Origin of the sequence: Phyllobacterium sp. CCNWLW109 (assembly GCF_037203905.1) — a bacterium.
Classification (GTDB): domain Bacteria; phylum Pseudomonadota; class Alphaproteobacteria; order Rhizobiales; family Rhizobiaceae; genus Phyllobacterium; species Phyllobacterium ifriqiyense.
Genome location: NZ_JBBCBK010000003.1, coordinates 342542 through 362133, shown reverse-complemented (window position 1 = coordinate 362133; position 19592 = coordinate 342542). Strand labels below are relative to the sequence as shown.

Genomic DNA, 19592 nt, shown 5'->3' with positions numbered 1-19592 from the left:
CAAGGAGGACATATCATGAATGATACAAAGCTGATCCGCTGGGGCATTATCGGCCCAGGCAGCATCGCCAGAACCTTCGCCGATGGCATTGCCCATTCCCACTCCGGTCAACTCATCGCCATAGGTTCGCGTAACCCGGACAACCCTCTGCTTGTGGAACGTTTCCCAAACGCCCGTATTGTCCACGGCTATGAGGCTCTGTTGAATGAGTCCGATATAGATGCGATCTACATCGCGACGCCCCATACCGGCCATGCGGAGTGGGCGATTAAGGCTCTGCGTGCGGGCAAGCATGTGCTGGTGGAAAAGCCCATAGGCTTGAGCGCCTTCGAGGCGGAAGCCATTTTCCACGAGGCACGAAAGGCAGGCAAGTTTGCCGGCGAAGCGTTTATGTACCGGTTTCATCCACAAACCCGAAGATTGATAGAGCTTATCAAAGAAGGAGCCATTGGCGATCTTCGCATCATCCGGTCAAGTTTCGGGTTCAATATGGGGCGTGTACAACCGGATCATCGCCTCTTTGCAAATGCTACCGCTGGCGGCGGCATACTTGATGTTGGTTGTTATCCGGTCTCTATGGCGCGCCTGATTGCAGGAAGTATGGAAGGGAAGAATTTCCTTGAGCCTGAAGTTCTATTCGGCGCAGGCCATCTTGGCGAGACAGGCGTCGATGAATGGGCTTCAGCCATTCTCAAGTTTCCAAATGACGTGATCGCCGAAGTCTCCTGCTCCATTATGGCCGAGCAGGACAATACGCTTCGCATTATCGGTTCGCGCGGCAGGATTGAAGTCAAGGATTTCTGGTATGCCTCTGGTCAAAAGGGTGGTGTTGGCAAGCTGGAATTGTTCAAGTCCGATGGGACGCATGAAACGATTGAGATAAAAGAGGAACGCTGGCTTTATTCGTTCGAAGTTGATGCGGTAAGCGATGCTATCCATGGGGGACATCAACAATTTGCTGCCCCGGGTATGGAATGGGCTGATTCTATCGGCAATTTGCGGGTGCTTGATCAGTGGCGGGCGGCAATTGGTCTCGAATATACGGCCGAAAAAGCCGCTTCTCGCACAAAAACTATTTCGGGTGATGTGCTCAGGCCCGGCAACACTGTACCGAAACGGACCATAGCCGGCCTCGAAAAACCTCTATCTGCTGTTGCGCTCGGTTTCGAGTTCTTCCCAAACTTTGCGGCAGGCTCCCTAACCCTTGATGCCTATTACGCAGCTGGGGGAAATCTTTTCGATACGGCCCATATTTATGCCAATGGCAAGACTGAGGAGATTCTGGGTGACTGGCACACCAGTCGAGGCATTCCACGGCAAGAGATTGTCGTGATAGGAAAAGGTGCACATTCTCCACTCTGCTATCCAGACATGATCGGCAAGCAATTATCCCGTTCGCTTGACCGGCTCAAAACAGATCATGTCGATATCTATTTCATGCATCGCGACAATATCGATATCCCGGTTGGAGAATTTGTCGATGCGATGGATGCAGAGGTAAAAGCAGGCCGTATTCGCGGACCTTTTGGCGGTTCGAACTGGACCCGCGAGCGGATGAACGAAGCCATCGCCTATGCCGAAAAGAACGGCAAGACAGCGCCAGCGGCATTGTCCAATAATTTTTCCCTCGCTGAAATGCTTGTGCCGATATGGGATGGTTGTGTAGCAGCATCGGATGATACATGGAAAAATTGGCTTGATGCCACGCAGATTCCCAATTTTGCCTGGTCCAGCCAGGGACGCGGCTTTTTCACAGAGCGGGCAGGGCGCGACAAGCGTGATGACGAAGAGCTTGTGCGGGTGTGGTATTCTGAAAAGAATTTCGACCGACGTGAAAGGGCATATGAGCTAGCCAAAAAGCTTGGTCGCAACCCTATCCACATCGCGCTCGCCTATGTGCTTGCACAACCCTTTCCCGTTATCCCATTGATCGGACCCCGCAATCTCGATGAACTCGAAGACAGCCTGTCGGCGCTCAATATGGAATTGACGCCGGAAGAGGTTAAATGGCTTGAAGGATAGTGTTTATCGGGTACCTCGGCCGGATGGTAGTTGATTGCCGTCCGGCCGAGCTGACGCATGACAACAAGCAACCCTGTTGCGGATCAATCGTCCAAACTCGGTTAAGACATCAGCAGGTAACAAAAAAGCCCAGAGAAAACCGGGCTTTTTGAGTGTTTCCAACAGGTCATGGGACCTGTGTGAGAGAGAATTGGTGCCAGAAGAGGCGTCGAACTTATAAGCTAATTTCTTGTTTTTGTTCAAGTTAGTGTATGGACATATGCGAGAATGCCAACAAAAATACCAGCGGATCAAAGTGCGATAATTAGGCTATCTGTGGCCAAGCTGTAGGTTTTGGTAGGTCACTTAATTTGTGATAAAGATCCTTTGCACGTTCCAGTCTGCCACCCGTTGACTTTTCAGGCTTCCGACGTTCAGTCTCGGCCCATGGGTCTCCAATTCCTTCTTTTGCTAGATACAAGGCGGTGGCAGCTAGTTCCAATTCGATTGCGTCAGCAGCGGCTGCAAGTTTCGCAAGTGGCTCGCGTTCGACGGAAGGATTTCCCTCAGCAAAATTTGCTATATCAAAAACTGAATAAACCCCGCCCCAAGAAGCTGTTTTTTCAGTTTCCTTGATAAATCCTAGCAAACTTGCGTCGCTGGTCAGCTGAGCCAAATCTTCGCTATAGGGACCGTAGTGCTTATAAGAGAACGCAAATTCTTCCTCTAGGCCCGAAGCAACCAAAATATAGGCGATTTTTTGCAAGCGAGTACGTCCGACGATATGCCCTCCGGCATCCTGCACAATAGCCGCTGCTTTTAGTGCTTTTGCTTTAGACATGTCTCAATTTCTCCTTCTACAATCTTGGTAATTGCATCCTTAGCCAAGGAATCCTCAAAGCTGATGTATGCACGAAAAAGTTTAAAGTCTTGAAGTGCAGCCACCACAGCGGAACGCTCTTTAAGATCAATCAGCCCCTCCGAGGTGCGGATGTTAATCCGGTCAAGAGGGCCCTTTGATATCTCAATTGATTTATAAGGCGACCGCGTCGCCTCATCTTTCAGAACTCTTGGTCCTGCTCCTTCATTAGCCGCTTTCCACTCATCAATTTTCTCATCAATCGCTTTGCAACATACATCGACCTGATACTTGATTCCCAAGTCATTGCTGCTCTTTGGATTGATCTTGCCCGATACGATATTGCGAATATCAACGCACTTGAACAGCTTTCGATCTCTCAATCGGCAAGCATATTCCGAAATCAATGGATCTGAACCCTCGCACATTAGTGATAGAGCGCCCCAAATCACCGTATCATCAAGGGAAAGTGCGATGTCCACATCTTCTGGATTTAACGCGAATTTAATCAAGGGGTGGTTCTTCGGCAGCCCCGTGGACTTAATGTTCTTCATGCGGGCAAGTTCGACAGCTCTAACAAGTAACTCCGAAAATAACTTCTCTGCCCCGCGTGTGGTTTTATGAAAATAAACCGTAGGGTACAATTGAAAAAGACCAAGGACGAAAGCTTCCGCGGCGTAAACCGATTTCGGGCCAAGAACTAAAGTATCAATTTTCCCCGTTTCGACATCGTCAACGCCAATGGGAACGCTCCCTATCTCAAGATTAGCCATGAGCCACGGAAAATCAATTGCCGAATGTTGTGTGCCGGTCATCAACCTGTCTCGTCTCATGTAATCCAATCGATCCGCATCAAATTGACTTGAAACCACAGCGTGATGAACGGTTTTAACGCCACCCTTTAAGATGATATCAGCCGTATCGCTTGCTGTGCCGCTTCCTAGTTCATTAAGTACGCCCGTTACTTCACTATCGCGAATTAGGATATCACTCATATCTTCATGGTTTGCTAATTTGAGTTTAAGGCGTTTGCCGACTTCCTCAAATGCGTGGCTGAACGGACCATGCCCCAAATCGTGAACCAAGGCGGCTGCCAGAGACGTTGTCTCCTTACTCGATTGCCGTTCGTCCAACTGTAAGCGAATAATTTCCATAAGTTGCCGCGCTGTATGGAATACACCCACGCTATGTGCGAAACGAGAATGACTTGCGCCAGGATAAACTAAATCAGAGAAACCAAGCTGCTTCACCCGACGGAGACGTTGAAAAGGTCGAGTTTGCATGGCCTTCCACAGAATACGCTCTAATTCTGACGTCGAGAATTCCACAATATCATGCAGTGGATCACGAATTCTCTGAACCATTTTTTCCCTATTTGTTCTTATTTTGTTCGCGTAATAATTGCAAGTGTTATTTGCGGTGATTCGCCTCGAAACCATAGAGCAGCATTACAGTGAGTTCGGCAAGTGTCCTCCGCTTTGGGGGTTAGTCATGTCTCAAAGCGCAGTGATACTTTCGTGGGGAAATTCTGCTTCTTAACTTGTTTTGGGAGGCGCGCTGGTTGAGTCAATAACTCAGTGCTGTTCACATGGGACATGCCACAGATGACAACCGTTGGAGCTTTGGTTTGGGGCGCGACTTTACAGGATGATGTCCGTCTCAATTGGATTGCGCTCTAACCGCCATTTTTTAGCGGCGAAGATATCGGAGGGCTTTTACAACCAACGTTTCATTGAAGCCGCGCGCTCATGCACTTCTTGCTTTAGTTGTTGGGATTGCACTTCGAATAAATGGTCATCTTGAAATCAAACGTATTGATAGGCTTCGTAAAATTATTGAGAGACAAAGACTAAAAGAACAACCAAATCCCTATAAATAGAGCTTTAGCTTACCGGTTGAAGTCGGTCATCCTGTTGCATCACTGTGTTCCATTGGTTTGCATCACTGTGTTCCATTGGTTGAAGCTCCACGGCCGCTTGAGGCGCGGTCGGCCTCATTTCAATAAACCAGCCGATTTGAGAGCGTTTTCAATCGTGTTCTTAATCGTATTGCCGTTCTGTTTGTCTGCAGATGCTGAGTACAAGCCGGCCGTCGGATTTAAAACCGAAGCGGTCTCTGTGGATTTGCCGATTAGCCCCCACGATTGAGCAATATGCCAGGTAGATGAAGTCCCTACGTCGAGCATGAAGGGCCGCGCTGACCCGACAGCGTTTTTACCTCTACTGTTTATGGGAGTGCCATGAGCCATACCGTTGATAGCATAAGCCTCCAAAACTGTTTGACCGTCCGCATTTTGCCATTTTCGAACCTGATGTCCGTCAAGAGTGCTTTTTGATGCAGGTCGGTCTAATTCGTGCAGAATTCCCCACTGGCCAATAACCGCTTCCATATTAATCGGGTCTACGGTGGTGTCTGCCGTTCCGTGCCAGACTGATACCTTCGGCCAAGGGCCTTTATGGCTCGAAGCCTGACGAACGTGTGCGGCAAGTGCGGCCCCATCTTCAAGTCCATGACCTCGCATTCGGTCAAATGCTTGGGGAATGGTGGATGCCGTGCCGTGTGCAATCCCCGCTATGATCGCCCCTGAATTGAATAATTCAGGATAAGTTGCCAGCAACGACGCGGTCATGGCTCCCCCTGCAGAAAGCCCCGTCACGTAGACGCGCGTTCGATCAATCCGGTGGTTTTTCAGCAGGGTCTCGATCATTTGTGAAATTGAACAAACTTCACCTTCGCCGCGCGTTGTGTCACTGGTGGAAAACCAGTTGAAGCAGAGATTGGGATTATTCGTTCTTTGCTGCTCTGGGAAAAGCACGCCGAATCCGTAGCGCTCGGCAAGAAGTGACCAGCCTGAACCAACATCATAATCGTCGGCCGACTGCGTGCATCCATGAAGAACCACAACGAGCGGGGCGTCGGGCGGCAGTTTGTCTGAGAGGTAAGTCCAACCTCGCAATTGTCCGGGATTGGAACCAAAATCAGCGAGAGGGGACAATCGCCCTCGGTTGTTTGCACTTCCGCTGGACAGGACGCTCTGCTGTTTATTCAACCGCCTGATTGTGTCGGAAATCGTTCTCATTGCGCACCTCGTTGTGAAGAATTTCACATCAACTTTACAGCAATGCTGCAAGTGCGAAATAGTTGCTGCGGTGCACAATAATTTTGAATCTGGCGATATTGATAAATTGATGGACAAACAGTCGCCCCGCAAGGAGCACGAGCGGGCTTGGCTTTCATATGATGCGCAACTCGCGGCAGACCGCGAAGCTCGAATTGCGGCCGACATGAACCTGCAGCGCAGTAGACGAGATTAAACAGACGCAATCCGGGTTCTTCGGTCAGCGTGATTTGAATATGCAAATGCTGGATCGACCGGAGCGTGTCGAGCGGGAGAGGCGAATAGCGCTGCCTTCCAATTAAGTGTACCAATTCTCAGACAGGGGGATGACGCAGCTAATGAATGACGTGTTTTTTACAGTACTCTATTTGTTCTCTGTCTTTAACGGATTTTATTATTTGTATGGCTTGGCCATCATTCTTGCGTTTGTTGCTGCAATGACGAGAAGTAATGGTTCAGCGTATAAATGGATGGTTGCCGCACTGGTTTGCCTTGCCTTCGGAGCAGTCACCCATTTTGCTGCCACTAATTTGCTTAGTGGCTTTTACGCACGGGGATAACAAAATCTTCCTATCAATCAGCCCCGGTGTTCTCACGGTTGTGGGATCGGTTGGAGCGAATAGAGCGTGACCGGAGGCAGGCCGCAGTTCCTTGAACGTCGAACTAACCGAGTGGGCCGCGTGGGAAATAAAGGCATGCCAGCCAATTTGCGGCGATAGATCCGATGATGAGAATAATATGGTGCATGCCGACAAACTGATGCAGCAGCAAACGATTATCAAATCACAATAATGTTTGAAAAAATTGAGATATGAGCAAGCCCGGCATCCGCAAGGACGCCGGGGCTTTTCGATTGTCCGTGTTTCAGATCACGAGGAAATCCGTATTGGTCAGGGCAAGACCCTTTCCCAAAGTGGCAAATTGCACTGCCGCACCTGAACCCGATCCATCGGCATCGTAGTATAGAGCGCCAGAGGATGAGTTGTAGATGATACGGTCACTCGCATCTGCAGCGCCTGCTCCGATGTGGAAAGCGCCAGCTGCGAGCGTGCCATTGGCACCGAGGGCTGCGAATGCAGCATTGTCCATCCAGACCGTATCAGCCACGACGTTGAAGTCGGTGATCGTATCGCGATTGGTCGTGCTGTTTGCCACTGTGTTGAAAACAAATGCGTCCCTTCCTTCGCCACCTGTCAACGTATCAACGCCCGCACCACCGCTGATGATATTGGCTCCGGTATTGCCAACGAGATAGTTGTTTAGTGCATTGCCAGTGGCATTAATACTGGCCGAGCCGGTTAGTAGAATGTTCTCTATAAACTGTCCGCTAGTAGCAAAAGACACAGAACTGGACACGACATCGACACCAGCGACATTACCTTCATAGACGCGATCACCGATATTATCGACGTAGTATTTATCGTTTCCGGCACCGCCGTCGAGCGTATCGCTGCCTACGCCGCCGTCGAGAGTGTCGTTACCTGTCCAGCCGTAGATCGTGTCATTCCCGCTCAACCCGTACAGCGCGTTATTGCCGCCATTGCCGTGAAGAAGGTTGTTGAGTGAGTTGCCTGTACCATTGATATTGGTCGATCCGGCCAAGGTCAGGTATTCTACGGCACCACCGATACGGTATGTATCGGAAAGGCTGAAAGTTCCATGATATCACCCTGTCAGCGCCACTTGTGCCGATTTCATTCACGTAATCATTTGCGTTGTCGACATAGTAGGTGTCATTGCCAGCGCCGCCATCCATTCGATCTGCACCCGCGCCACCATCCAGTACATCGTTGCCTGTCCCACCGCTGAGCACGTTGCTTCCCGCATTGCCTATCAGAGTGTTGGCCAGCGCATTGCCGTTGCCACTCACGTTGGCGGAGCCGAGTAATTCAAGTCGTTCGACATTTGTGGCAAGCGTCCAGCTAATAGCTGATCGGATCGTGTCCATGCCTTCACTAGCGTTCTCGAATGTAACATCACCCGCTTCAGAAACGATGTAGATGTCGTTTCCTTTTTCGCCGAACATCAGGTCTGCCCCTGATCCACCATCTATAAAATCATTACCCATACCGGCTTGGATTTGATCATCACCGCCTTCTCCGTAAATTGTGTCGTTACCACCTATGCCAAAAACATCGGTGTCACCTTTCAAGAAGTTGGAATCATTATTGCCATAGACAGTATCGTTGCCGTCACCCCCGCGCTGGATCGTCATGGAAAAGAAATCACTCAGCGCTAGATCAGGAGCACCCTTTAGGTAAAACTGTACGCCATGCCTTGCATCATCCGGTTCAGTCTTTTCAACGGAGAGTATTCCGGTTTTCTTATCATAAGAAAAATGAGCAGCCCCTTGTGGACCCAAAGAACCAAAATAAAGAGTGTCGAAACTTAGATTGTTAGCATTGTTTACAATATTGTACTTCGGCATATCAATCCGGCGAGTTACATCTAAATCGTAATGTACTGCGCTCTGCAAACCAAATCCAAGCCAATCCTCCCCTGCCTTGAAATCAACGATGGTGTCTGCCTCTCTGCTGTCCTGAAGGTGCATTTTTACAAAGCCGTCGGCGCCCGAACCTCCCGACAACTGGCTATTCGCATCGTAATCGGCGTACCTACTAAAACTAGCGATAATCATGTCATTACCATCGCCGCCAGAAGCGATGTGGGGATTGTTGCTATTTGCGCCAAGTGCCGCAATGATGTCATTGCCAGCGCCGCCGTATAGCCGATTACCTATCCCTGCACCACTCTGCAGGAAATCATTTCCGCCGTTGCCATATACGGTATTAAAGTCGCCTTCTCCAAAAAAATAATCATTCAGCTCGCCAAATTGGACATTCTGAATAGCGAACGTGTCAGCGAGAGAAACACGTTCAAAGCCGGAGATTGTATAGCCTTCTATCTTTAGTATGCCTCCTCTAGAAAGGCCACGCAGGTCAAGTGTTTGGGGGCCAAGGCCCATATTTTCACCGCCTAGTATCAATGTATCCAAGCCAGCCCCTCCTACTAAGGTGCTGGTAGTACCCGCAATGTCGGCAAGAGCCACATATGCCGTGTCGTTGCCGGATCCAAGATCAACTTCATTGTGGTCCGTCGTGTAGGTATGCGAACCTGAGAACGCAAAATAGTCATCACCTGACCCAGCGTTGACAGTGTCACTGCCGTAAGAATCGTAAATGGTATCATTGCCATTCCCACCTAATATGGTGGAATCGTCTGTGCCGTCATAGATAATATCATTGCCGTCACCAGCATCGATGTATGTTCCATAGTGGATTATATCATTCCCCTTTAGGCCATAAACGTGCCAGCCATCACTCGCCCAAATCTCGTCATCGGCATCCGTGCTGTACCATTTGCTAACCCATCCTAGGAATTCTAATTATCAATACTGTTCTATGATTGACTGTTGATTTTCTAAAACGCAAATTCTTAATGCCATTCTGGAGCGAATTAAGCTTCAACCGGCCTGGCAATCGTGGCAACAATATCACCGCCATGTTCGGCAATCAGTTGACCAACTTTGCTCTCATAATCCGGTTCCGGTTCGTTCGTGGCTTTCTCCTTCGAGACAAGCCTGTCCGCTTCCCATCCCAGACAGAGTTCCAGTTTTAAACTGTGTTTGAAGCAGCCGCAATCTGCCCGCGTTGTTCCTAAAATGTTCTCATTGCCTGGAAGGGTCAACAGCGGTTGGATTTTTAATGCCCAGAGTCTTCATGTTGGGTCGTATCGAGACGAGGAGCGCAATTGAATGCGCAGCATGGGTCAATCCTTCGAAATCCTTTAGAACGCTGTGTACGGGCTTCTATGGGGTTTTCCGTTTTGAGCCGATGAACGGTCGTGTGAGGTTTTGTGAGGTTGCGCTATCAAGCCGAGGTGCAAAAACCACCTATTTAATTCACTTAAAGCATTGATTTTGCTCACGATGGTCAAGCAGCAATCATCTCTGGTTGCGTGGCAAAGGTTTTATGCTGTTCACCTGTGGCGCCGGGGGTATCCATCGCCGCTGACCGCCAGCATTCACGCTCAACTCCAAGCATCTGCTTCCATAAAGGTCTGCGAATAACGTATCTGGCACCCTTAATAAACCTTTGGTCCATCGCCATAATTTGTTGTCGTAAGATTCGACGGGGTGGCATTGCTGATCCAGGTAAACGTCCGCCATCTCAATACGACGGCATTGTCCTTTGTCATCGCTGATCTGGAACCCATTGAAGGAGATACCAAGTTTTCGCGTGTCTCCGCCGTCAGACCACTCCGCCGGTATAAACGTTTCTGATAAAATATGGACGTCCCGAGCATTTGATGGAATCTGGAACCGCATCAGATTACCGGTGCCCTGCGGATTAATACGCATGCCATCGGCAACAACATGAATATCCATATCACTTGTCGTCGACCAGCCGAGTAGCTTGGCTCTTTCACGCAACCGAATAGCCACAGCTTCTACGGATGATCTATCCAACGTCAGGGGGCGACAATATTGTGCGGTAACCTCGCAGATATCGATTCCGCGCCGCTTGCACGAGCTTTGCTGGAATGATGCTCGCGTTCCACAATCCAAATAGCTTTCTGTGGGCAAGCCGTTGGCTATCAGGATGTCATGGCTATCGAGCTCCACGTGCCAGTAAGTGACTTCAGCGACATCTACCTGTTTGATTGTCGCACCGTTAATGAGATAACCGATTGGAATAAGCACTTCATCCAGAACTCGCACGCAGACGGCATGCCCGGGGGAGATCCACAAATCGGCGTATGGCTGTTGCTCACCAAAGGCATTGGCTTGAATACGAACCGGGCGGGATATCTCGTATTGGCTCGAGCGCGTGCGTTTCAGATTGTAACAGCCAAGCCAGACAATCGGACGCTCAGCACCGCTTGACGTGACCACCAAGTCTCCAACTTTTAAAGTTTCAACGGCGACATCCCCCCTGACTGTACGGATTAATGTTCCCTTCGCAAAACATGGAGCGTTTGGATCAATTTGGAGTGTGGTGATTTTTCCAGTGCTTACATCGAAGATCAGATCAGAGACATCGACGTTGTCACCAAACTTTAGCGTGTAGTTGCCCGCCGTTGTCGTATAAGTCACCGTATGACCGTCTAAGGACATCCCGGTTATGCTGGCACCATTCACATTGAAATTGATAACATTGTGCACGTAAAAAGCTTCAATGGTCCCGTCAAACTGAGTGGAGAAAGAGAATACAGAACTCTCCACAGGCGAATGGTCGGGATCAACCGATGCCATCTTGATGGTTTGGGTAGAATTCGTGCCATTCCACTCATAAGAAGCTCCGCTGCCAATCTCAACTATCCCTGTGGCTGAGGACACGCCAGAACCGGCAATGAAATTGGCGCCATGCAAATATATCAAACCGCCCGAAATCACTCCGGGGTTGAGGTATCCGACCAGTATTGAGTTGCTGACCAGCAGCGAGGAGTTGTTTAATACTAAACTAGCTACGTCCACGACATAGGAAGTAGTGCTGGTGTTGTTCAGGATTGCGACATCGCCCATTCCTGGAATGCCGTTATCCCAGTTTGACGAAGTGTTCCAAGGATTGAAAATCGGGTCGACGTTGGGATTTGACCACTGCATGTTATCAGTGCCCCCAATCCAGGTAGTTGTTGCCACGAAACCCTCCCAAAACGAGCCGCACCACTCCGGTCCAGCTGCCGTTATTGAATCGTTAGAATGCTGGCTTCAAAAAGAGGTGGTAAGCGCCGCAGCCCGGTGAAAGCCACCATTTCGAAACTACTACCTCAGGCTCGAATGAAGCCCGGCGGTCTTTCTTGGGGAAAATTAATGCCGGGCCTCACGCTGGGTTGTGACCAGCTCTGCTACAAGCCCACATGTAGGTATCGTCATCAAGCTGATGCACGAAACGTTCAGACAAAACACGACGACAGAGCTAGTGCTTTTTTCTTCGCGATGGAAAAGCTTCTGCTTTTAAATCATGTATCGTTTATGATACTCTCGTAGTCGTTTAGCGTACTCGGTTGCCGTTTCCCGTCTTAAGTTCGGTTTTTGCGGTCAAGCCATGCGCCGCTCTGTCCTTCGGACAGGCGGCGGTTTCATTGAGAGCTGCGTCAGATTACCAGAAAGTCGGAACTCGTCAAAGCTAGACCTGTACCGAGCGTTGCGAACTGGGTGGCACCGCCAGCGGCAGAGCCGTTGCTGTCATAGGTTAGGGCGCCGGTGGTCGAGTTATAGACGATCCTGTCACTGGCATCCGCTGCTGCTGCCCCAATGTGGAAGGCCGCCGCTGCCAAAGTGCCGGTAGTCCCGAGTGCAGTGAATATGGCATTCTCCACCCAAATCGTATCCGCCACCGCATTGAAGTCGGTAATTGTATCGCGATTGGTGCCACTGTTTGGTGCGGAATTAAATAGGAAAGCATCGTTTCCTAGGCCACCACTTAACGTATCGTTTCCAGCAGCACCGTTAAGAAGGTTGTTGCCAGTGTTACCAACGATGTAGTTGTTGAGTGAGTTGCCTGCCGAATTGATATTGGCTGATCCGGTCAGAAGCACATTCTCGATGAACTGGGCACCAGCGTAGAAAGATACCGAACTGGATACAACGTCGATACCCGCGACATTCGCTTCGATCACTTTGTCTCCAGAATTGTCTACATAATATTTGTCGTTGCCTGCTCCACCTTGAAGCGTATCGGCTCCGGTTCCGCCGTTTAGTGAGTTGTTGCCGCTGTTGCCAACCAGATAGTTGGCCAATGCATTTCCTGTTGCGTTGATATTGGCAGAGCCAGTTAAAAGGACATTTTCAATGTGCTGTCCGCCTGTAGCAAATGACACTGATGTGGATACTACATCGACACCCACCACATTGCCCTCGATCACCTGATCTCCGACACTGTCGACATAATATTTATCCGCACCTGCTCCACCATCCAGCTTGTCGAAACCAGTTCCGCCGTCGAGCGTATCATTGCCGGATTGGCCGTACAGTCTGTCATTATTCTCATTGCCGTATAAAGAATCGTCCTCCGTGCCACCCGACACATAGTCGTCGCCCGTTCCCCCGCGGACAGTATCTTCGCCGCCATATCCATACATGAAGTCGTTACCAGCATCACCAAACAAGGTGTCGTTGCCGTCATTTGCTGGCAGGCCATTATCTCCGACAATCGTGTCACTTCCAGCTCCGCCGCGGATGACATCGTTGCCGTCGTTACCTCTGAGTACGTCACCCAAATTTCCACCGGTGAAACTGTCGTTTCCGGAAGAACCGTTCCATATCCATTCCAGATCAGCAAACAACGTCCGAACTGCACTCTCCCCACTCTGAGCAGCCGCAAATAGCTGTTGGACTGATAGGCCAAGACCGGTAATTTCGAGAGGCACATAAGGGGGTTGCCCGGGAAGGAAGAAACCGGGATTTATCTTGATAGATTCCACCGTTCCACTAAACGGAATGAGCTGGCCTTCATAATTAAGGTATAGAAAATCCGTACCAGTTACCGTCATTGAGCCGAATGTCACTGGCGCAGTTAGGTCTTGGAATGAGAAGCTAGTGCTAGTTTCAGTGTTCGAATTGATTCCCCATCCATCCCGTTGAACGTAGTTCGACAGTATGACGATTGGATCGCCTGCCTGTTGTTGATTAATTGTTGGCATCACTCTCTCCCAATCTGTTGTTTATTGTTCCCCGTTCGCGGAAGTAGAATGCATGCGTAAAACAGTGTCTATACATCATAAGGGCTAGATCAACGCGTTTCCCTGACGCGAATTGATAAGTCCGTCTCGCACGAGTCGTTTTTCGTATGGCTACGGCTGCGATAATAGAATTGCCGTGCTAAGCCCTGGGGTGCATCTTGCCCTTACGCCACTTTTCCAGCTTGCCGGTGGATGGCGGGGCGACCAACTGCCTGGACGTATATGTCAGCTTCCTTGGCGGCCTCAATGAAAGCCATTCGAGCAACGCCGGGTGACAGCTTGCCATCGTAGCATTCCAGCAGTGCATGCTTGGCCATATCTAGCCTTTCAGTATCCGTTCCCGGCCACTCATTCACAATGAACTCTGCCGCCTGCATGATGGAGGTGATGACGTTCATCTTGCCGAGCTGGCGGGTCAATACGGTTACTTCTTTGAAGGGTTTATCTTCCATGAGTCGGTGAACGACTCTTGCAGCGAAACAGTTCCCGCTTGGCCAGGACGTAAAGTGGTTATGGTCAAGTAAACCATCGGGGGATATAATAAGAAAGTGTACGATTGCGGTCTGTCTTGTGGACCATGAAATCGAGGTTTATCCCTTACCGCTGTCCCTAAACTCTTTCGAATCAATCCTGCCCCGCCTGTTCAACATCTCACGAAGCCAGTGCGGCAAAACGATATCAAACTTACGTCGCAGAAATTTTTCCAACCGGGTGCGCGCCTTAGGCTTCGCCATCAGATGCGGGTTAGGCAGCGAACAGAGATAGTACATATTGATTTCATGTGCCTCACACCAATGGGCGCTTTCATCAATTGAGAATAAGTATCCATCAACCGGCAAAACGTCTAGCAGCGCAAAGCAATGGTCTTTGGCGCTCGGAAAAAGAAAATTATGGATCTCGATATCCAGCACAGGCAACTGTCTGAGCAGTCGACGCGCGCCGTGCAGCGCCGCGACTTCATGGCCTTCTACGTCGATCTTGAGAAAATCAACATCCCCTAACAACGCATCGTCTAGAGCAATAACCTCTACCGTGAAGTCGCCGTCTGGGGCGTGGATCATCTCGTCGTTCAGTATCACATTGCTGGTATCGGCTAATACTTTATGGGTGCCGGTTTTGTCGCCTATTGCCTTGCCGTGGGCCGTTATGTTCGGCATTCTATTTAAGACTGCATTCTCTCGAACGACTTGGGCGTTACTCTCCAGTGCATCAAAGGCCGTCACTTTCCCTTTCGGTCCAGTCTTTTGCGCAAACAGCACGGTCATGAGGCCGTGATGCGCGCCGCAATCAACGACGTGAGATCCGGGCTTGACGAAGTGCAAGCATTTTTCACGTAGTAAATTATGGTTATCGTCAACGGTAATATACCATTCGTACCCCACTGCATCGGCGATGGAGAACGGCATTGTTCTATCCCGATATTTGATATCCGCCACGAAGGGATAGTTCATTCCGTTGCCCCATCATATGCCCCTCGATCGAGATTAGATTGAAGTTATCGTTGAATCAATCCGATCGCTTCAATGCACGAATAGTCCGGTGCAGTGTATTCGGGCTTGGGCGAGGGCGGTATTTCAGACATCAGAACTTTTTCGATAAGATTGGGTCATATTCCAGGGCAAGTATGACCATGACCAATAGGATTATTCCGACGCAAATTACCCCAAGTTGATAGTAGCCGTTCGGCCAAACCACCTTGGACTCTTGAGATTTATCAGCCCACACCGCCTCAATCTCTTCGTCTTGCTTTTCAGACATAAGGTTTCTTCATTGATTTCGACATATGTATTCTTAAGGACTCGGCCACGGTTGCATCAAGTGCGAGTGCAGTATTGTCATCAATAAGAGTCAAGAGCAGTCGGCGTGTCTGCAATCGAGATTTGAGATCAGCTGACCCATATCGAGTCGAGGAGCGCAATTAACTGTGCAGCATGTCGTCATCTCCGAAGTTAGTGAGGGGGATTTCCAACCCAAGACTCCTGTGTTTGTATTGATATATTCCGGCGGCAAAAGGGCCGCAGACCTTTAATGGATAGGGGATGGGTGCATGGCGGTGATAAATGGAACGGGTAGTAATGATCGTCTGGACGGCAGCATCGACGATGATATCCTGAATGGCTTCGGTGGCAATGACTGGCTGAGCGGCGGCGATGGCGATGACGAACTTAACGGTGGCGATGACTATGACATCTTGGACGGCGATGCTGGCAATGACACGCTGAACGGCGGCAATGGGGTCGACGATCTAAATGGTGGCGATGGCAATGACATTTTAAACGGCGATGCTGGAAATGATTTTTTGGACGGCGGCTATGGCAACGACACGTTGAACGGTGGCGATGGCGATGATTCTTTGGAGGGGTTCGATGGCGATGACACGCTGAACGGCGGCGATGGGGATGACAAGCTGGAAGGTGCATATGGTAATGATGCGATGTCCGGTGGTTTTGGGAATGACACGTACTATGTGGACAGTGTTGGGGACAGCGTAATAGAGGATGACGGTGCAGGCACAGATACTATCTACACGTCCATCTCATTCTCTATTGCTAATCTATTCGTCGAAAACCTCACGTTTAGTGGTATTGGCGATTTCAATGGCGTTGGCAACGCGCTCGACAATATTATTGTTGGCGGCAATAACGGAGTCAGCACCTTGGACGGCGGCCATGGTAACGACTTTTTGTATGGCGGAAACGGCGATGACTTTTTGGACGGCGGTTTTGGCAATGACTTTTTGAGCGGCTTCTTTGGCAATGATACACTGAATGGCGGCGATGGCGATGACACGCTATATGGTGACGATCAGTACATTGGCGGTGATGGCAATGACACGCTAAACGGCGGCGAAGGTGATGACGCGCTGCATGGCGGTGGCGGTGCAGATACGATGTTGGGCGGTGTCGGGAATGACACATACTATGTAGACGACATTGGAGATAAGGTAATCGAGGAAAATACCTTAGGTATAGATACTGTCTACACGTCTATCGCATTCACTATTGCTAATCCATTCGTCGAAAATCTCACCTTAACTGGTTCTTACGACATCAACGGCGTAGGCAATGCCCTCAACAACATTATTACCGGCAATACGGGAGACAATGCCTTGTATGGAGGCCTTGGCAATGACTCGTTGTATGGCGGAGATAATTACGACTTTTTGGACGGCGGCGCGGGCAATGACTTTTTGGACGGAGGCGATGGCAATGACACGCTGGGGGGTGGCACTGGCACCGACACCTTGAGTGGCGGTGCTGACAATGACAAGTACTACGTCGACAATGCCGGAGATAAGATCCTTGAGGGGAATGTTGTTGGTACCGATGTGGTTTCAACATCGGTCTCCTTTGTGTTGGGCGGACAGCATATTGAGAATATGTTGTTAACCGGATCGTCCAGTATCAATGCCACCGGCAATGCATTGAACAACTATCTGGTCGGCAATACCGGAGCCAATATCATCAGCGGTGGTGCGGGCGTTGATACGTTGACAGGTGGCGAAGGAAGGGACGCATTTGTTTTCAACACAGCGACAAACAGCACGACCAATCGCGATACAATTACCGACTTCAATGTGGTTGCGGATACGGCTTGGTTAGACAATGCCATCTTTACGGCGCTGGGCGCTACCGGAGCTCTGGCAGCATCAGCGTTCCATATCGGTGCTGCCGCGCACGATGCCAATGACCGCATAATCTACAACTCGTCCACCGGTGCGTTGTTCTACGACGGCAATGGCTCGGCGGCGGGTGGCGCAGTTCAATTCGCAACCCTGTCCAAAGGTCTTGCGATGACCAATGCAGACTTTCTAATCATCTGAGTGGGGAAACCTAGCCCATTCAATTAACCAGCCTCGGTGCCAAAAGGTGCCGGGGCTTTTTTGCGTTTGGAAACTGATTTGCTCCAACGGTATTATGGCACTTTTCTAACAGCTCCGCCGCCTTAACGGGCCAAACTAGCTAGAAGTGATTAGCCCAACTATCCGCGCTCTGCTTGTGCAACCCCTCGAATGCCGATTGATTGATGTGGGGAACACGGGGATGGGGTATAATGAAAAGAATTGTCTCGCTGCTGATGGTGGCGACGATTGGTGTTGGCTGCACAACTTCAAGTGAAAGTTTTTACAAGGATAAAACCAAAGGGGATAAAACGTCGATTTGCCGTGCCTACCTGAAGGCGCAGGACCCGACGTTCCGGCTCGATCTTGAGGTGGAACTTACCCGGCGCGGGATTGCTCCACTCAATTGCCCTTCAATTGTTCAGGCGCAAAACACTGCCATCGCTGCTGGAGCGGCGGTTCTATTGGTCGGTGCGGTTGCGGTTGCATGCGCAAACAGCAGCAGTGGTTGCAGAGGTGGAGGCGGATATAACGCGGGCTCCGATTGGGATATGTTCTACAACCAGTATGGTCAGCTTGTGTGGGCTTGCCGCGATATCACAACGGGTCAGTTTGCTTACGAATACACGTGCTCAGGGAAAGCGAAAACTGATTATCGTTGGCCTGGCGTCTAGCTTTACATTGCGGGCATTATTTTTGAGAAAGTCGTCAGCAACCGCGTTAAATGTTGTGGCATTCGATGTCTGTCGATGGATTTTATCGAGTTTGGCCTGCTGCGATGGATCTATATTGGATGCCAATAGTTTCTTGGCCGCGTCACGCTTCTTACGAGCATCGCCAAGGGACGTTATTGGATAAGAACCGAGCGCTAACGTTTTCTGCTTGCGGTCAAAGCGATATGCAAGACGCCAAAGCTTTGAGCCTTGCGATGTAACCAGTAGATGCAACCCGCCCCCGTCGCTGAATTTGACGGGTTTATCGCTAGCTTTGATGGCTTTGATTTGCGTATCGGTCAAAGGCACTTGTTGGTATCCATCTAATCCGATGTTGGCTTTTTCAGGAAAGCACCCCGAATATACCAACAAAATTTGTGGATGCCAACAACCAGCCATGAACGCCGGTGGACGGTAAACAAGAAAAAACCCCGAATTAACGGGGCTTTTTTAGTCACTTACGGACGTTGGTGAACGTCTGTGAATTGGAATTTGGTGCCCAGAAGAGGACTCGAACCTCCACGCCTTGCGGCACACGGACCTGAACCGTGCGCGTCTACCAATTCCGCCATCTGGGCAGCGCGTCTCATCTAAGGGGCGCTCAAGAGTCTGTCAATGCATATATTGGCCAATATCGGGCATTCATTGTTAAATTGAATGCCACGACAAGTGTGGGACAATTTCGGAAACGCAATACATGATTCCCGAGCGCTGTTTGCATGGTGAAGCGGCGGAATCGCTCAGCCGCTTGAACGATTACCCTGCTAGCACTTCCTTCGATGCGATCGTCGAGTCGGCATTAAGCTTGTAGACAATCGGTACGCCTGTGGCGAGTTCCTGCGCTACGATCTCTTCGCCTGTCAGGCCGTCGAGCGCCATGATCAGCGCGCGCAATGAATTGCCATGCGCAGCCACCAGAACTGTTTCGCCGCGCAGGACGTGGGGTTGAATCTCGTGAAGATAATACGGCCAAACGCGAGCGCCGGTATCGCGCAGGCTCTCGCCTCCGGGTGGTGGCACGTCATAGGAACGGCGCCAGATATGCACCTGATCTTCGCCCCATTTGGCACGCGCGTCATCCTTGTTGAGACCGGAGAGATCGCCATAATCGCGTTCATTCAAGGCCTGATCGCGGATGGTTTGAAGACCGGTCTGACCAACCTCTTCGAGTATGTGCTGTAGGGTGTTTTGCGCGCGCGAAAGGACGGAAGTGTAAGCAATATCGAATTTCAGACCCTTTGCCTTCAAGCGTTTGCCGGCGTCCTTGGCTTCTTCGTGGCCGAGCTCAGTCAGAGCCGGATCACGCCAGCCTGTGAAAAGATTTTTCAAGTTCCATTCGCTCTGGCCATGGCGAACGAGGACGAGGGTTCCGGACAT

The 19592-nt window shown here is 50.2% G+C and carries 15 protein-coding genes, 1 tRNA gene and 1 pseudogene; 4 read left to right on the top strand and 13 right to left on the bottom strand.

Translation table 11 applies throughout. The features are described 5' to 3' along the window. Positions 1–15: 15 nt before the first annotated feature. Positions 16–2022, top strand: a complete 2007-nt coding sequence (locus V9K92_RS12250; RefSeq protein ID WP_337354111.1) for an aldo/keto reductase — start codon at positions 16–18, stop codon at positions 2020–2022. A 304-nt stretch (positions 2023–2326) separates the two neighbouring features. Here V9K92_RS12250 and V9K92_RS12245 read toward each other — a convergent pair whose 3' ends face one another. The 3 genes from V9K92_RS12245 to V9K92_RS12235 form a co-directional block, all read right to left on the bottom strand. Continuing rightward, positions 2327–2842 carry a hypothetical protein gene (locus V9K92_RS12245; protein WP_337354110.1) on the bottom strand — a complete coding sequence of 172 codons (516 nt, stop codon included), beginning with the start codon at positions 2840–2842 and terminating at the stop codon, positions 2327–2329. Further along, positions 2821–4224: an HD domain-containing protein gene (locus V9K92_RS12240; RefSeq protein ID WP_337354109.1), complete on the bottom strand. Its 1404-nt coding sequence runs from the start codon at positions 4222–4224 to the stop codon at positions 2821–2823. Before V9K92_RS12240 ends, V9K92_RS12245 begins: the two co-directional genes overlap by 22 nt. A gap of 629 nt (positions 4225–4853) precedes the next feature. Beyond that, a complete protein-coding gene (locus V9K92_RS12235; protein ID WP_337354108.1) occupies positions 4854–5939 on the bottom strand; it encodes an extracellular catalytic domain type 1 short-chain-length polyhydroxyalkanoate depolymerase in 1086 nt (361 codons plus the stop codon). Between the two features lie 377 nt (positions 5940–6316). On the opposite strand from V9K92_RS12235, the gene V9K92_RS12230 reads away from it, so the two are divergent. After that, positions 6317–6538: a hypothetical protein gene (locus V9K92_RS12230; protein ID WP_337354107.1), complete on the top strand. Its 222-nt coding sequence runs from the start codon at positions 6317–6319 to the stop codon at positions 6536–6538. Between the two features lie 304 nt (positions 6539–6842). Here the strand turns inward: V9K92_RS12230 and V9K92_RS12225 are convergent, their stop codons facing one another. From V9K92_RS12225 to V9K92_RS12200, 7 genes and pseudogenes are all read right to left on the bottom strand, one after another. Beyond that, positions 6843–7580, bottom strand: coding sequence for a calcium-binding protein (locus V9K92_RS12225; RefSeq protein ID WP_337354106.1), 738 nt, complete (start codon positions 7578–7580; stop codon positions 6843–6845). Beyond that, positions 7507–8973 carry a calcium-binding protein gene (locus tag V9K92_RS12220; protein ID WP_337354105.1) on the bottom strand — a complete coding sequence of 489 codons (1467 nt, stop codon included), beginning with the start codon at positions 8971–8973 and terminating at the stop codon, positions 7507–7509. Before V9K92_RS12220 ends, V9K92_RS12225 begins: the two co-directional genes overlap by 74 nt. A 144-nt stretch (positions 8974–9117) precedes the next feature. Next, positions 9118–9240: pseudogene (locus tag V9K92_RS22860) on the bottom strand (calcium-binding protein); the annotation flags it as partial. 681 nt (positions 9241–9921) lie between these two features. Further along, positions 9922–11619 carry a Hint domain-containing protein gene (locus V9K92_RS12215; RefSeq protein ID WP_337354104.1) on the bottom strand — a complete coding sequence of 566 codons (1698 nt, stop codon included), beginning with the start codon at positions 11617–11619 and terminating at the stop codon, positions 9922–9924. Positions 11620–12074: 455 nt separating this feature from the next. After that, positions 12075–13622 (bottom strand): calcium-binding protein, encoded by a 1548-nt coding sequence (locus tag V9K92_RS12210; protein ID WP_337354103.1) that lies wholly within the window; start codon positions 13620–13622, stop codon positions 12075–12077. Between the two features lie 203 nt (positions 13623–13825). Continuing rightward, complete coding sequence (locus tag V9K92_RS12205) at positions 13826–14113, bottom strand: DUF982 domain-containing protein (RefSeq protein WP_337354102.1); 288 nt, start codon at positions 14111–14113, stop codon at positions 13826–13828. Positions 14114–14251: 138 nt separating this feature from the next. Further along, a complete protein-coding gene (locus V9K92_RS12200) occupies positions 14252–15112 on the bottom strand; it encodes an FkbM family methyltransferase (protein ID WP_337354101.1) in 861 nt (286 codons plus the stop codon). A 596-nt stretch (positions 15113–15708) separates the two neighbouring features. On the opposite strand from V9K92_RS12200, the gene V9K92_RS12195 reads away from it, so the two are divergent. Together V9K92_RS12195 and V9K92_RS12190 are read left to right on the top strand one after the other, a co-directional pair. Beyond that, positions 15709–17484 carry a calcium-binding protein gene (locus V9K92_RS12195; RefSeq protein WP_337354100.1) on the top strand — a complete coding sequence of 592 codons (1776 nt, stop codon included), beginning with the start codon at positions 15709–15711 and terminating at the stop codon, positions 17482–17484. A gap of 230 nt (positions 17485–17714) precedes the next feature. Continuing rightward, positions 17715–18176, top strand: coding sequence for a hypothetical protein (locus V9K92_RS12190; RefSeq protein ID WP_337354099.1), 462 nt, complete (start codon positions 17715–17717; stop codon positions 18174–18176). On the opposite strand, the gene V9K92_RS12185 is transcribed toward V9K92_RS12190, so the two are convergent. The 3 genes from V9K92_RS12185 to V9K92_RS12175 form a co-directional block, all read right to left on the bottom strand. Beyond that, positions 18135–18614 (bottom strand): Arm DNA-binding domain-containing protein, encoded by a 480-nt coding sequence (locus tag V9K92_RS12185; RefSeq protein ID WP_337354098.1) that lies wholly within the window; start codon positions 18612–18614, stop codon positions 18135–18137. The genes V9K92_RS12190 and V9K92_RS12185 overlap by 42 nt on opposite strands. Positions 18615–18708: 94 nt before the next feature. Next, positions 18709–18793 (bottom strand) — tRNA-Leu (locus V9K92_RS12180). Positions 18794–18971: 178 nt separating this feature from the next. Continuing rightward, positions 18972–19592: a 2,3-bisphosphoglycerate-dependent phosphoglycerate mutase gene (locus V9K92_RS12175; protein ID WP_115054581.1), complete on the bottom strand. Its 621-nt coding sequence runs from the start codon at positions 19590–19592 to the stop codon at positions 18972–18974.